The sequence below is a fragment of the Micromonospora sp. DT44 genome (assembly GCF_049841635.1).
Taxonomy (GTDB): domain Bacteria; phylum Actinomycetota; class Actinomycetes; order Mycobacteriales; family Micromonosporaceae; genus Micromonospora.
In genome coordinates, this window is sequence record NZ_JBNCKS010000018.1 from 1 (window position 1) to 13,836 (window position 13,836).

Annotated in this window: 13 protein-coding genes and 1 pseudogene; 11 read left to right on the plus strand and 3 right to left on the minus strand. The window is 73.0% G+C overall.

Annotation, left to right across the window (positions count from 1 at the left end; all coding sequences use genetic code 11):
- Positions 1-216 precede the first annotated feature (216 nt).
- The 4 genes and pseudogenes from ACLQ25_RS12755 to ACLQ25_RS12770 all read left to right on the plus strand — a co-directional run.
- A pseudogene (locus ACLQ25_RS12755) lies at positions 217-413 on the plus strand (IS5 family transposase); the annotation flags it as partial.
- A 264-nt stretch (positions 414-677) separates the two neighbouring features.
- On the plus strand, positions 678-1,184 hold the full coding sequence (locus ACLQ25_RS12760) for a hypothetical protein (RefSeq protein ID WP_425731087.1): 507 nt from the start codon (positions 678-680) through the stop codon (positions 1,182-1,184).
- A 126-nt stretch (positions 1,185-1,310) separates the two neighbouring features.
- Complete coding sequence (gene helR / locus ACLQ25_RS12765) at positions 1,311-3,470, plus strand: RNA polymerase recycling motor ATPase HelR (protein WP_425731174.1); 2,160 nt, start codon at positions 1,311-1,313, stop codon at positions 3,468-3,470.
- Positions 3,471-3,480: 10 nt separating this feature from the next.
- A complete protein-coding gene (locus ACLQ25_RS12770; RefSeq protein WP_425731088.1) occupies positions 3,481-4,143 on the plus strand; it encodes a hypothetical protein in 663 nt (220 codons plus the stop codon).
- A 105-nt stretch (positions 4,144-4,248) separates the two neighbouring features.
- Here ACLQ25_RS12770 and ACLQ25_RS12775 read toward each other — a convergent pair whose 3' ends face one another.
- Together ACLQ25_RS12775 and ACLQ25_RS12780 are read right to left on the minus strand one after the other, a co-directional pair.
- Positions 4,249-5,145, minus strand: a complete 897-nt coding sequence (locus ACLQ25_RS12775) for an aldo/keto reductase (RefSeq protein WP_425731089.1) — start codon at positions 5,143-5,145, stop codon at positions 4,249-4,251.
- 73 nt (positions 5,146-5,218) lie between these two features.
- Positions 5,219-6,508 carry an MFS transporter gene (locus tag ACLQ25_RS12780; RefSeq protein ID WP_425731090.1) on the minus strand — a complete coding sequence of 430 codons (1,290 nt, stop codon included), beginning with the start codon at positions 6,506-6,508 and terminating at the stop codon, positions 5,219-5,221.
- Between the two features lie 162 nt (positions 6,509-6,670).
- Between ACLQ25_RS12780 and ACLQ25_RS12785 the strand changes: the two genes are divergently transcribed.
- Positions 6,671-7,660: a LacI family DNA-binding transcriptional regulator gene (locus ACLQ25_RS12785; protein ID WP_425731091.1), complete on the plus strand. Its 990-nt coding sequence runs from the start codon at positions 6,671-6,673 to the stop codon at positions 7,658-7,660.
- Positions 7,661-7,736: 76 nt separating this feature from the next.
- Positions 7,737-8,438: an alpha/beta hydrolase gene (locus ACLQ25_RS12790; protein ID WP_425731092.1), complete on the plus strand. Its 702-nt coding sequence runs from the start codon at positions 7,737-7,739 to the stop codon at positions 8,436-8,438.
- A 13-nt stretch (positions 8,439-8,451) separates the two neighbouring features.
- Here ACLQ25_RS12790 and ACLQ25_RS12795 read toward each other — a convergent pair whose 3' ends face one another.
- Complete coding sequence (locus ACLQ25_RS12795; protein WP_425731093.1) at positions 8,452-9,576, minus strand: FUSC family protein; 1,125 nt, start codon at positions 9,574-9,576, stop codon at positions 8,452-8,454.
- A gap of 398 nt (positions 9,577-9,974) precedes the next feature.
- Here ACLQ25_RS12795 and ACLQ25_RS12800 point away from each other — a divergent pair, with 398 nt between their 5' ends.
- From ACLQ25_RS12800 to ACLQ25_RS12820, 5 genes are all read left to right on the plus strand, one after another.
- Positions 9,975-10,781, plus strand: a complete 807-nt coding sequence (locus tag ACLQ25_RS12800; protein WP_425731094.1) for an LppM family (lipo)protein — start codon at positions 9,975-9,977, stop codon at positions 10,779-10,781.
- Positions 10,782-10,929: 148 nt separating this feature from the next.
- A complete protein-coding gene (locus ACLQ25_RS12805) occupies positions 10,930-11,265 on the plus strand; it encodes a hypothetical protein (protein WP_425731095.1) in 336 nt (111 codons plus the stop codon).
- Positions 11,266-11,277: 12 nt separating this feature from the next.
- Positions 11,278-11,886, plus strand: a complete 609-nt coding sequence (locus ACLQ25_RS12810) for a glycine zipper family protein (protein WP_425731096.1) — start codon at positions 11,278-11,280, stop codon at positions 11,884-11,886.
- On the plus strand, positions 11,883-12,581 hold the full coding sequence (locus tag ACLQ25_RS12815) for a carboxypeptidase-like regulatory domain-containing protein (protein ID WP_425731097.1): 699 nt from the start codon (positions 11,883-11,885) through the stop codon (positions 12,579-12,581). The genes ACLQ25_RS12810 and ACLQ25_RS12815 overlap by 4 nt, the downstream gene beginning before the upstream one ends.
- Positions 12,582-12,605: 24 nt before the next feature.
- Entirely contained in the window at positions 12,606-13,835 is a 1,230-nt protein-coding gene (locus tag ACLQ25_RS12820) for a phage tail sheath subtilisin-like domain-containing protein (protein WP_425731098.1), read from the plus strand.
- Position 13,836 lies beyond the last annotated feature (1 nt).

Consider the following 13,836-nt stretch of genomic DNA (forward strand, 5'->3'; position numbering starts at 1 on the left):
CCCCACACCCTCGAGCCAACGCACCGAACCGACACCACCCACGCGATAACGGCGGTCGACCAGAACTCGGTCAACCGCCGTTTAACACCAGTCACCTAGGCCGTGTCTTCAGAGGATCTTGGTGGAGGATGACATAGCGCGTCCTTCGATGGCCTGGGTCGGACTCTGGCGTTCGTGCTCTCGGGCGGCAACGTCAACGACTGCACCCGCTTCGGGCACACCATCCCTGAACGCGCCGACCAGCAGGCCAACCGCCACCGACGAGGCACCCGCGGCGGCCGGCCACCGGCGTTCGACAACAGCTCTACAAACGGCGCAACGTCGTCGAACGCTGCTTCAACCGGCTCAAGCAGTGCGGCGCCGTGCGTCTTCGCGACCGCCACGCCAAGCGACCGACGGCGACAACACCCTGATGAGCGTGATGCCTGTGAGTCATCTAGATGACTCACAGGCATCAGGGTCATCAGCATTACCGCCACCGCTCAGCGCCGCGGCCCCGACCGCGCTGATCGCGGCCTCGTTCCGGGCCACCGTCACGATCGCCGCGCTACTCCAGTGGTTGTGAACCTTTGAAGACACGGCCTCGGGCCAGTTCTTATGAGACAGGCCCCGGGAACCCGCCCGACTCGGCCGGTGTCTCTCTGGTGCGGGACACGTCCGTGTGGGAGGGGAGCGCGATGATCACTTGGGGCAGGTTTCTGCTGGGGTCGGTTCTGCTGCTGGCGGGCTGCGGCACGGCCGGCGACGGGCCGGCGACGACTGCCGGCGACGCAACCACTGCGGCGGTCGGCTGCGCGTCGAGGGTCGACACGGGGTCGCTGCCCGACTGGGCGGACGAGGGGTTCCACGGGGACACCCGGATGCCGCACGTCTTCGGCGCACGGGGTGAGATCGTGGCGGTGCTGTTCGGCCACCCGCTGGCGCAGGTCCGACCGGACGCGTCGAGCAACAAGATCCTCTGGGTGGCTCGGCCCGCCACGACCTCGCCGGCCCCGGACGCGTCGACCACGCTGAAGATCACCGCGACGTTGGACGGCACCGACACGAGAGTGACCCACGAGGTCGCCGGAGGGCCGGGGCCTTCGATCATCGACCTGCCCCGAGCGGGGTGCTGGCATCTCGACCTGCGCTGGGCCGGGCGTACCGACACGGTGGATCTCGTCTACGCCGAACGGAAGCAGTGACGGCGGGGAACAACACCTCCCGCCATATCCAACATATACCGCATGGGGGGACTTGCGGCAAGGCCCCCGCTGTGCCGCAGAATGGCCCGTCCAAGGCCATGACCTGCGCAAACGGGAGCCATGAGAATGAACGTGTCGTCGGCGGCGGCCAGTGTGTTCGACCTCCCCGAGAACCTCGCCGCCAAGGCCGACCCGGCGCTCGTCGCTCGGGACGAGGAGCACTTCGCCGTGATCGCGGCGAGCCTTCAGCGGTCGATCGCCGACCTGTCCGACCGCCTGGACGCCGAGCGCCGGGCACCGGCGGGCAAGGGTCGGCAGGCGGTCGTCCGGGACGATGAGGTCCGGCGGCTGACCGCCCGCCTGCGTGCGCTGCGTCGTTTCGGTCTGGATCTATGTCTCGGCCGCATGGTCCACGCGGACGACCCCGATCCCGTCTACATCGGACGGTTCGGCCTCAGCGACGGCGACGGCCGCCGGCTGCTGCTCGACTGGCGTTCACCGGCCGCCGCGCCGTTCTTCGGAGCGACCCACGCCAACCCGATGGGTCTGGCGAGCCGGCGTCGGTACCGCTGGACCCTCGGCCGGATCAGCGACTACTGGGATGAGGTGTTCACCCCGGACGGGTTCGAGGGGCACGCCGCGCTGGACGACCAGTCGGCGTTCATCGCCAGCCTCGGCGGCAACCGGTCGGCCCGGATGCGCGACGTGCTCAGCACCATCCAGGCCGACCAGGACGCCATCATCCGGGCCGGATCCCGCGGCGCGCTCGTCGTCGACGGCGGTCCGGGCACAGGCAAGACCGTTGTCGCCCTGCACCGCACCGCGTACCTGCTCTACTCCGACCCGCGCCTGCGGCAGGGGCGCGGCGGGGTGCTGTTCGTCGGGCCGCACCAGCCCTACCTGGCGTACGTCGCCGACGTCCTGCCCAGCCTCGGCGAGGAGGACGTGCAGACCTGCACCCTGCGGGACCTCGTACCCCAGGGCGCCTCGGCCGTCGCCGAGAGCGACCAGGAGGTGGACCGCCTCAAGTCCTCCCTCGGCCTGGTACAGGCGATCGACGCGGCCGTTCGCTTCTACGAGGAGCCGCCGACGACGGCGCTGACCGTGACGGCCGGCGACACCGACATCCGGCTGAGCGCCGACGACTGGGCCCAGGCGTTCGAGGCGCCCGGACCGGGCACCCCGCACAACGAGGCCCGCGACGAGATCTGGGACGAGTTGCTGAGCATCCTGCTCGGCAGGTACGACGGCGACGAACCCGAGGACCTCGTCCGCGCGTCGCTGCGGCGCGACGCGGAACTCCGTACGACGGTCAACCGCGCCTGGCCGCTGCTCGACGCCGCCGACATCGTCGCGGACCTGTGGTCGGTACCCGCCTATCTGCGCAGGTGCGCCCCCTGGCTCGGTCCCGACGACGTCCGCCGGCTCCAGCGTGCCGACGCCCGCGCGTGGACGGTGTCCGACCTGCCGCTGCTGGACGCGGCGCGACAGCGGCTCGGCGATGCGGAGGCGTCGCGGCGTACCCGCCGCCACGAGGCCACGATCGCCGCCGAACGGGCTCGCATGGCGACGGTCGTCGACGAGCTGATAGAGGCGCACGCCTACGACGACGGCGAGGGCGTGCTGTCGAGCCTGCGCCAACTGGACCTGCAGGACGCGCTTGTCGACGAGGCGGTGCTGCCGGGCGTCGCCGCGGATCTGCTGGCCGGCCCGTTCGCGCACATCGTCGTGGACGAGGCGCAGGAGCTGACCGACGCGCAGTGGCAGATGCTGCTGTCGCGGTGCCCGTCGCGCAGCTTCACGATCGTCGGGGACCGGGCCCAGGCCCGGCACGGATTCACCGGGTCGTGGCGGGAACGGCTCGCCCGCGTCGGGCTCGACGAGGTGACCCTGACCTCGTTGACCGTCAACTACCGAACGCCCCGGGAGGTCATGGCGCGGGCCGAACCGGTCATCCGGGCCGTACTCCCGGACGCGAACGTGCCGACCTCGATCCGCGGCAACGGGATCCCCGTCACCCACGCGTCGGTGCGCGACCGGGACGCGATCGTCGACGGCTGGCTCGCGGAGCACGCCGAGGGGATCGCCTGCGTCATCGGCGACCCCACGTTCCGGCCGGCGACGAATCGCGTCCGGTCGCTGAGCCCGGAACTGTCCAAGGGGCTGGAGTTCGACCTGGTCGTCCTCGTGGACCCGGAGGCGTTCGGTGAGGGCGTCCAGGGGGCGGTCGACAGGTACGTCGCGATGACGCGCGCGACCCAGCGGCTCGTCGTGCTCACCGATTAGGCTGCCGGGCGTGCCGGACGACGTGCGGAAGGCGGCAGCGCACAACAACGCGCAATGGTGCGAGGTGGTGTGCGCCAGCCACGGGCTGGTCGGCCGGACCGACGCTGACGCGTGGTCGGTGCCCCGCCGCTCCCCGCCCTGGTATCCGGACGCGGTCACCCTGCGCCCCGGCGTCGACCCCGAAGCGCTGCTCGCGCGGATCGACGACGGGGCCGGCGCGTCGGTGAAGGACAGCTTCGCCGACCTCGACCTGGCGGCGTACGGGTTCCGGGTCCTCTTCGACGCGCAGTGGATCCACCGCCCGCCCACCGAGCCGCCGGCCGGCCCGCCGCTCACTCCGGTCACCACCGGGCACGGGCTGGCGGCCTGGGCGAGCGCGCACGGCGGTGGGGAGCTGTTCCGCCCGGCGTTGCTGGCCGACCCGCGCATCCGGGTGCTGGCCCGCTATGACGAGAACGGCACGGTCATCGGCGGTGCGGTGGTCAGCGGCGACGACCCGTGCGGCGTCTCCAACCTGTTCAGCAGCACGGACGACGCGGACGAGATCTGGCGTGCGGTCGTCGTCGCCCGACCCGGCGTACTCCTGGTCGGCTACGAGTCCGCGCCGGACCTGCCCCCGGCCCGCCGAGCCGGCTTCCTCCCCCTCGGCCCTCTGCGCGTCTGGCTCCGGTGATCATGAAGTTATTGACGTGACACGCCGACACCGAGGGCAATAACTTCATGATCACCGGGAGCGGGCGGGTCACCGGGAGCGGGCGGGTCACCGGGAGCGGGCGGGTCACCCCAGGCGGGTCAGGTCTTCCGGGGTCAGGTTTAGGGACGCGGCGGCGATGTTCTCCTCCAGGTGTGCCGGGTTGCTGGTGCCGGGGATGGCGAGGACGTGCGGGCCCTGGTGCAGGGTCCAGGCCAGGCGTACCTGCGAGGGGGTGACGCCGTGGTCGCGGGCGACCGCCTCGACGGCCACGTCCGGCGCGGCGGTCGCGCCCGCCTCCCGGGACGTTCCGGCCAGCGCGAAGAACGGCACGTAGGCGATTCCCCGCTCGCCGCAGGCCCGGACGAAGGCGTCCTGTTCACGGTAGGCGTCCACGCCGTAGTTGTTCTGCACGCAGACCACGGGCGCGACGCCGGCCACCTCGTCGAGTTGCTCGGACCGGACGTTGGACAGCCCGAGGTGCCGGATCAGCCCGGCGTCGCGCAGCTCGGCCAGGGCGCCGAACCGCTCGGCCAGCGGCACCGCCCCCGGCCCCCGGCCGAGCCGTAGGTTCACCACGTCGAGCTGGTCGCGGCCGAGACGACGCAGGTTCTCCTCGACCTGCGCGCGCAACTGCGCGGGATCGACCGCCTCGTGGAACCCGTCCACCGGGTCGTACCCGAAGCCGACCTTGGTCACGATCACCAGATCCTCCGGGTACGGCGCGAGGGCGGCGTGGATCAGCTCGGTGGCGTACCGGGCGGGACCGGTGCCCACCCGCAGGGTTCCGCCGGGCGAGACGTAGAACGCGGCCGTGTCGATGTGGTTGACGCCCAGCTCCACGGCGCGGCGCAGCAGCGCGATCGCGCGCTCGCGGTCGGGGTTCGCGGTGATCCGCATCGAGCCGAAGCCCATCCGGCGCACGGTGCGGTCGCCCAGGGTCCAGGTGCCCGCCGCGGCGGCGGTGATCTCGTCGGTTGGCATCGGGCGACCGTAGCCAGCACGGGCGCGCGGCGCACTCGGCCGCGCGCCCGATACCGGTACGCCCTGATCCGGGCTAGTTTTGTCGTGCTGCCGACGCCTGCTCGGCGACGGCCTCGTCCGACTCCCGATCGGCGGCGCGCGGCGGGCGCAGCGCCGGCACCAGCGCCAACGTCGGCAGGAGCAGCAGCGGCACCACCAGCAGCGCCCGCAGGATGCCGACGTGGTCGCCGAGCAGCCCCAGCAGCGGCGGGCCACCCAGGAAGGCCGTGTAACCGATCACGGCGACGACGCTGACCCGTACCGCCGCGTGCGCCTCCTCGTCGGCCGCCGCGCTCATGCCGACGGGGAAGCCGAGTGACGCGCCGATCCCCCACAACGCGACGCCGACGATGGCCACCGGTCCCGAGCCGGCCAGCACGGCCAGCGTCGCGCCGGCGGCGGCGAGCAGGACGGTGCCGGTGAGGACCGGCACCCGCCCCCAACGGTCCAGCGCGACCGTGCCGGCGGTGCGACCGAGGGTCATGCCGACGACGAACACGCCGAAGACCGCCGCACCGGCCGCCTCGCTCAGGTCCCGGCCGTCCACGAACGCGACCGCCAGCCAGTCGTTGGCGCTGCCCTCGGTGAAGGCCGCCACCAGCACGAACAGCCCGATCAGCAGGGTGCGCGGCTCGCGCCAGGCGGCGAGCTGGGCCCGCCGACGGCCGGCCGGGCTGGTGTCCGTCGGCCCGTTGGCCGCGTCCACGACGGGCTGCGGCAGGTACGCCCGGGACGCGAAGACGGTGCCGACCAGGACCACCACGGCCACCACGGCGAGGTGCGCGCCCACCGGCACGTCCAGGCGGGCCGCCCCGGCGCCGACGCCCGCGCCGGCCACCGACCCGAGGCTCCAGGCCGCGTGGAAACGGGGCATGACGGTACGCCCCAACCGACGCTCCACGGCCGCGCCCTCGACATTCATCGCCACGTCACACGCGCCGGAGCCGTAGCCGAAGGCGACCATCCCCAGCGCGACGACGGCGGCCGAACCGGCGACCGTCGCGCCCAACCCGGCCACGATCAGGCCCACCGCGACCAACACGGTGGCGAGGGTGACCGTGCGGGCGGAGCCGAGGCGCTGGGCGAGCAGCCCGGACGTCGGCATGGCGAGCAGCGCGCCGACGCTCAGCGCGAGCAACAGCAGCCCGAGGCGGCCGGCGGACAGGTCCAGCGCCTCCCGGACGGCCGGTACCCGGGAGAACCAGCTACCGACGGCCAGGCCGTTCAGGGTGAAGGTCAGGGCGACGCCGTTGCGGGCGAGCACGACGGCCCGCGCCGGCGCGGTGGCGTCCGGGGCGACGGCGGGACTGGTGGGGGCACTCAAGGGGTGTTCCTCTTCCTGGGGGGTGATCTCCTGGCACGATCGCACACCTGAGAGCGCTACCACCACAAGCGGGCCCCGCCCCTTACCGCAAGCCCGCAGGTCGGGGGATGATGGCTGGCAGGCGCACGCCCACGGGGGGCGGGCGTCGTCGGGGAGGACGCGATGACGGCAGCGGCACAGCGGCCAGCCACCCTGGAGGACGTCGCCCGGGCCGCCGGAGTGTCCCGGTCCACCGCCTCGCGGGTGATCGCCGGCACCGGGTTCGCCTCGCCGGCCGCCCGGGCACGGGTGGTGACGGCCGCCGACCAGCTCGGCTACGTGCCCAACCCGGCCGCGCGCGCACTGGTGCGCGGCGGCGGCGTGCGGCTGGTGGTGGCCGCCCTGGGGACCAGCGCGGCCGTGCTGGACGACCCGTACGTGGACCGCGTGGTCGGCTCGGCCGCCCGGGTGTGCGCGCCGGCCGGCGTCGGGGTGGCCCTGCACTGGCTGGCGCTGGGCGACCCGCACGGCCTCGACCAGCTCGCCGCCGACCGCAGCGTGTGCGGGGTCGTGCTGGTCAACACCACCGAGGACCTGCTGGCGGCCGCACCCCGGGCGCTGCACGGCCGGATCGCGTCGATCGGCATCGGCTCGGCCACGGTGCCGTCGTTCGACGTCGACAACACCACCGGCGCGGGCGCGGTGTTACGCCACCTGTACGGCACGGGCCGCCGCCGGATCGCCATGGTGACCGGTCCGCGGTGGCTGCCGTGCGCGCAGCGGCCGGTGCGGGCGTACCGCCACCTGATGCACGAGGCCGGCCTGCCGGAGCGGGTCGTGTGGGGGGACTTCACGGCGGCGCGGGGCCGGGAGGCGGCCGGTGAGGCGCTGCGGCGCTGGCCGGACGTCGACGCGATCTACGCGATCAGCGACGAGACGGCCCTCGGGGTGATCGCGGCGCTGCGTGAGGACGGCGTCCGGGTGCCCGGTGACGTCGCGGTGGCCGGCTTCGACGACATCCCGCTGGCCGGCATGACCGCGCCGGCACTGACCACCGCGAGCCACCCCGTGGGCCGGATCGCCGCCGCGGCGGCCGCCGCCGTGCTGGCCGGTCGCCCGGGAGCGCCGGTGACGCTCTTCCCGTCCGACCTGGTGGCCCGCGACAGCGCCTGAACGGCCGCCCGGTTAACGGGCGGCCGTCCGGGTAACCGCCTCGCACCTCTCGTCGACCGCGAGGAGTTGGTGGCCCGTGTCCGACCCCGCGCCGCCGAGCCGGGAGCCCGCACAGGGTCATCGGCACGGCCGGTTGACCACACGCCCACACCCGCCGGTGGTGAGCGGGCCGACCGGCATCGTGCCGCTGCCCGGCGGTGACGGTGGCCGGCCCGCGATGGCGTACGTGCCGGAGCCGGCCGCCGACGGGGCCGCGTACCGGCTGGTGGTGCTCCTGCACGGGGCGGGTGGTTCCGCGCGGCACGGACTGGACCTGCTGCTCGCGGAGGCGGACGCGCACCACCTGCTGCTGATCGCCCCGCAGTCGTCGGCGACCAGTTGGGACCTGATCGCCGGTGGCCTCGGGGTGGACGTCGGGCACATCGACGCGTTGCTGGCCAGCGCGTTCGACGGCTACCCCGTACGCGGGGTCACGCTCGGCGGATTCTCCGACGGGGCGTCGTACGCGCTCTCGCTGGGGCTGGCCAACGGCGACCTGGTCGACGCGGTGCTGGCCTTCTCCCCCGGCTTCGCCGCGCCGCCGGTCGTCCGTGGGCGACCACGGATCTTCGTCTCGCACGGGGTGAACGACCCGGTGCTGCCCGTCGACGTGTGCAGCCGCCGCTTCGTGCCGCACCTGCGCGGCATCGGCTACGACGTCACCTACGAGGAGTTCCCCGGCGGGCATGATCTGCCCGCGGGAATCCGCGCGAGGGCCACCGGGTGGCTAACCGGGTGACCCTCGGTGTCGGTCAGACGGCGGGTAGGCCGAGGGCCGCGTCCACGCGGGCCAGGACGGCGACGTCGTCGTCGGGGTGCACGCCCCGCAGCAGGTCGATCGCCGTCGCCCGGACCTGGCCGATGATCATGGCGAGGGGGAGGGTCTGGGTCGACCCGAAGAGCTGCCCGGCGGTACGGACGGCAGCCAGCGCCGCCTCGTCCGCCCGCAGGGCGTGCCGGTCGGCGACCTCCTCCTGCCCGTCCAGGTCGGCGGCGAGCGCCGCGCCGGCCTCCCGGACCGCCTCCACCAGGCAGCGCAGCGCGTCGCCCAGCTCGGGCGGGTTGGGGGTACGCAGTCGACTGAGCGTCACGCCCGCGCGGGCGAGCACCCGGACGTTGCGGACCACGTAGTCGATCTGCCGGACCGACTCGTCGACCGACCGCAACCGGCCGATGTGCCGGCGTCGGCGCACGTTGAGCCGCAGCGCCTCACCGGCGGCGAGCACGCCGTCCCGCAGCCCGTCGACCCGGGCGTCCATGCTCCGGGCGCGCGCCAGGGCGGCCACCGCCGCCGTCTCGTCGCGCCCGTCCAGCGCGTCGGCGATCTCGCCCAGCAGACCGGCCAGCTCGTCGAACGTGCGCCGCACCTCGGCGGCCAGCGGCGCGAGCGGGTGCCGGGCGTCGGCGAGGAGGCTGACGGCGAGCGCCACCGCGCCGCCGATCAGCGCGTCGACGAAGCGGAACGGCACCAGCGACCCGTCCGGCGGCGCGACCACCACCAGGTAGAGCGCGGAGACGGCGGCCTGTACGAGAGTGACGCCGGTGGCGCCGAAGGCGACCGCGAGCAGGACGGTGAGCAGGATGACCGTGCAGACCGTCCACGTGCTGCCGGGGCCCAGCGCCTGCACGACCAGGTCCGCGACGAGCACCCCGGCGGCCACCCCGAGCACGACCTCGACGGCCCGCCGGATGCGCTGCCCACGGGCCTGACCGAGGACGATCAGCGCGGCGGCCGGCGCGAAGAACGGCTGCGGATGCCCGAGCAGGCGGGTGGCGAGCAGCCAGGCCACGGTCGCCGCGACGGTCGCCTCCAGCACCGGCCGCCACCCCTGCCGCAACCGATGGCCGGCGACCCGCAGGCCCGCGAACCACGTCATCGCCACCTCCCACCGGTCGACCGACGCGTTGTGCGGCCGTCAGCGATCACCGGCGTCCGCCGGCTCGCTCTCCGCGATCGTCCACCATCGGCCGGCGGAGCCGCCTACCGGGCCGCCCTCCGGTCACCCGCTCCGCCGATCCCGGGCCGGGCCCGCCGCGCTGCGCCTCACACCGGGCAGCGCCGCCCTGCGGAGCATGACCTGGTGCACCGACCGGCGACCGCCGGCAGGGTGAAAAACGGCGGCGCTCCGGCAGGCCGGGGGCGCAATGCTCCAGTCTATTCTTCGGGGCCACTCTCGGCCTCGGCCAAATACGACAGTCCGCCGGTACAATCGGCGACTACCTTGTGACCAATCGCTGACTGCTAATGGTGAATTGGATCACACACACTGAGCGCATGAACAGGAGCATGAACCGCGGTAGGGCACTCCGCGTCGCGGTGTGCCTCCTTCTTCTCGCCGCGTTGAGCGGCTGCATGCAACTCAACATGGGGCTCACCGTGAACGCCGACGACACGGTCGACGGGCAGTTGCTGCTGACCGCCCAGAAGTCGGTGCTGAGCTCCCAGAACAAGAACATCCCGGCCGCGTTCGCCGAGCTGCGCAAGAACATTCCGGCGCTGCCTCCCGGCGAGGAGACGGGCTACGAGGACAGCAAGCTCTTCGGCGCACAGATCAATTATCGCAAGGCGCCGCTGGCGGGCTTCGACAGCGAGAGCGTCAAACTGGTCCGGGACGGCGACTTCTACCGTTTCACGTTACCGCTGGATCCGAAGAAATACGGCGGGAAAGCCGCCCAGCAGAATCCTCAACAGCAGCAGGCCTTCCTCAAGCTGATGTCGTTCGAGATCTCGGTGACCTTTCCCGGACGGGTGATCGACACCAATGGCACCGTCAACGGTCGATCGGTCACCTGGAAGGTCGACTCCAACCAGGACAAGCCGATGGAATTGCGCGCCGTCGCCGAGGCGCCGCCGCGCCCCTCGGCCTCGCCGGCAGCCGCCGACACCGACTCGGGTGGTTTCCCGTGGCTGCTGGTCGTCGGCGGCGTGCTCCTGCTGCTCGTCCTCACCGCTGTGGCCGTACTCCTGTTGCGTCGCCGTCGCTCGACGGCGCCGGCGGCAGCCGGTCCGACCGCGACCGGCCCGACCGCGCCCGGCCCGACCCCGCCGGGGCCGCCCGCCGGCGCGCCCGGGCCCGGCTGACGCATCCGGTGGCCGGCGTCCGCCGGCCGCGTTCCCGCTCCGGCCGCCCCACGACGACGGCGACCGGCGTCGGCGCTCCCCGCGCGGGAGCGCCGGCCTCACCACCACCACATCCCGGTCGCACCACTGCAGAAAAGGGGGGATCGCCGTGAACGATCTCTTCACCTGGGCAGCCCTGGGCGGTCTCGCCGGAGCGAGCGCCGCCACCCTGCTGGCCACCAACGTCATCGGCGGGTTGATCGGTCCGAGCGGCGACAAGCTCCGCAAGTGGATCGCCATCGCCATCGCCCTGCTGCTGTCCTACCTCACGGCGGCGTTCGCCGACGAGGTCGGCGGCGAGAAGTGGGTCATCGCGTTCTTCAACGCGCTGGTGATCTTCTCCGCCGCGCTTGGCGTGAACCAGTTCCCGCCCGGCAACCGACAGGCCACACCCACCCAGCTCGCGAGCGGTCGCGAGCCCCGCGTCTTCCGCTCCTGGGTCTGAGGGGGTGTCGTCATGATCTTCGGAATCCTCAGCGCGGTGATCCAGATGGCTGCCGGCGCCGTCTTCGGCCTCCTGGCCGGCGGGCCGGTCGGCCTGCTCGTCGGGGCCGTCGTGGGCCTGCTGGTCGGGGCCGTGTTCGGCTGGGCCGTCACCTCCGCCGGGGTGTACGCCCCGGACGCCCGCGGCATCGTCCTCTTCGTCGTCGACCACACGTGGAGCCTGCTCAACACGGTGGTCGGGGCCGTCTACCTGGTCGTGCACCTTATCTTCGGGCACTCGTTGGACCGGCCCACGTCGACCGCCAGCGGCCGGGTCTGCGTGGTGGAGGGGGTCTCCCCGCGCTACGCCACCACCATCGGCACCGTCTGCGCGGGCTCCAACTCCGGCATCCAACGCCACGAGGACGTGCACATCTTCCAGGCGCGACTGCTCGGACCGCTGTACATCCCGCTGGTGCTGGCGAACTACGCGCTCTTCACGATCGCGCCGATCTGGCTGATCTACCACGACCACACCAACGCGCCGATCAACCGGTTCACCCGCTACTTCGAGATCGGCGTCTACCCGCACGTGTGGAACGAGGCCATCGCGTACCGCATCCAGGGGACCCCGCCGCGATGACCATTGACGGGCGCGGACCGATCGAGACGGCCACCGCCGAGCTGGTCGAATGGCTGACCGGCGCGGCGGGGGAACCCGTCCCGATCGGTCCACCCCGCGCGGGCGGCGACGCCGAGGGGCTGACCCTCTGGCCCCTCGAACTGCGCCCGGCCCAGCAGACCCGCTCCAGCGGCGCGGTCCGCGAGCCGTACCGGTTCACAGTCCGCTACCTGCTCAGCGTGGCCGGTCCGGCCGGGCTCGCCGTGCTGGACCGGGTGCTCGCCGCCACGACCCGGGACGGCCGCTACCCGGTGGTGCTGGAGGCCGGAGCGGCGGCGCTGTGGCACGCGCTGGACGCCGCGCCCCGCCCGGCGCTGCTGATCGACGTACCGGCTCAGGTGGACCACCCGACACCGGCCGCGCCCCCGGTCCTGCAACCGCTGCGGCTGCGTCAGGTCGCGGTGCGCGCCCTTGCCGGCCGGGTCGTCGGCACGCAGGACCAGCCCCTCGCCGCCATGCGCGTCGAGGTGCCCGGTACGGCGTCCGCGACCCGCACCGGGCCCGACGGCCGCTTCCTGATCGCCGGGGTTCCGCACGACCCCGAACACCCTCATCCGGTACGGCTGCGACTGAGCGGTCGCGGGCTCGTGCTCACCGCCGACGTGGACGCGGACGACGACGACATCGTCATCGTCTGCGCTCCACCGACCCACTGACGCCCACCCCGCACAGGAGGACCGATGCCCAGCTATTTCTCCCCCGGCATCTATGTCGAGGAGGTCCCCAGCGGCGCCCGACCGATCGGCCCGGTGAGCACCAGCATCGCCGCGTTCGTCGGCGTCGCCCCGAACCGCGACGCCCACCTGGGCAAGGCCGTACCGGTCAACAACTGGACCGAGTTCCTGCGGCTCTTCGCCGACGGCGACCAGGTCGAGAGCACCCCGCTGGCCCGGGCCGTCTTCGGTTTCCTGGACAACGGGGGCGCGCGCTGCTGGGTGGTCAACGTCGGCGACGGCGGCGCGATCACCGGCACCGGCAAGCAACGCGGCGGCCTGCAACTGCTGGAGGCCGTCGACGAGATCTCCATCATCGCCGCTCCGGGCTTTTCCGACCCGGTGTCCCACGACGCGCTGATCAGCATGGCCGAGCGGACCCGCACCATGGTGGCGATCTGCGACCCGGCCCCGGACATCGACGACATCTCCGCGCTGACCCGGGTCGCCACCCCGGCCTCCGGCAAGCCGCCGAAACCCGCCGAGGGTGCGGGCCCTGCCGCTGGTCCGGGCGGCGGGGAGGGACCGCCGGCGTACCGGCCCCGGCAGTCCGAGTTCGCCGCGTTCTACTACCCGTACCTGCAGGTGCGTGACCCGATCAGCGGCGAGTTGGAACTGACGCCGCCGAGCGGACACCTGGCCGGCATCTGGGCCCGCACCGACGCCCTGCGCGGCGTGCACAAGGCGCCGGCCAACGAACCGGTCCGTGGCGCGGTCGACCTCGGCTACCGGGTCACCCGCCCCGAGCACGACGTGCTCAACCCCAAGGGTGTCAACGTGATCCGCTACTTCGCCGGCGAGGGCATCCGCGTCTGGGGCGCCCGTACGCTCGCCGCCGAGGCCAGCGAGTGGCGCTACCTCAACGTCCGGCGACTCAGCATCGCCATCGAACAGGCCATCGCCAACGGCACCCGGTGGATGGTCTTTGAACCGAACGACTTCACCCTCTGGCGCTCGATCCGGCGCGACATCGGGGCGTTCCTCACCCGGGTGTGGCGCGACGGCGCGCTGCTGGGGCGCAGCGCCGAGGAGGCGTTCTTCGTCAAGTGCGACGAGGAGACCAACCCGCCGGACGTCCGCGACGCTGGCATGGTGATCGCCCACATCGGCATCGCCGTCGTCAAGCCCGCCGAATTCGTGGTGTTCAAGCTCAGCCAGTGGGCCGGCGGCGCCGAGACCGAGACGATCGGAGGCTGAC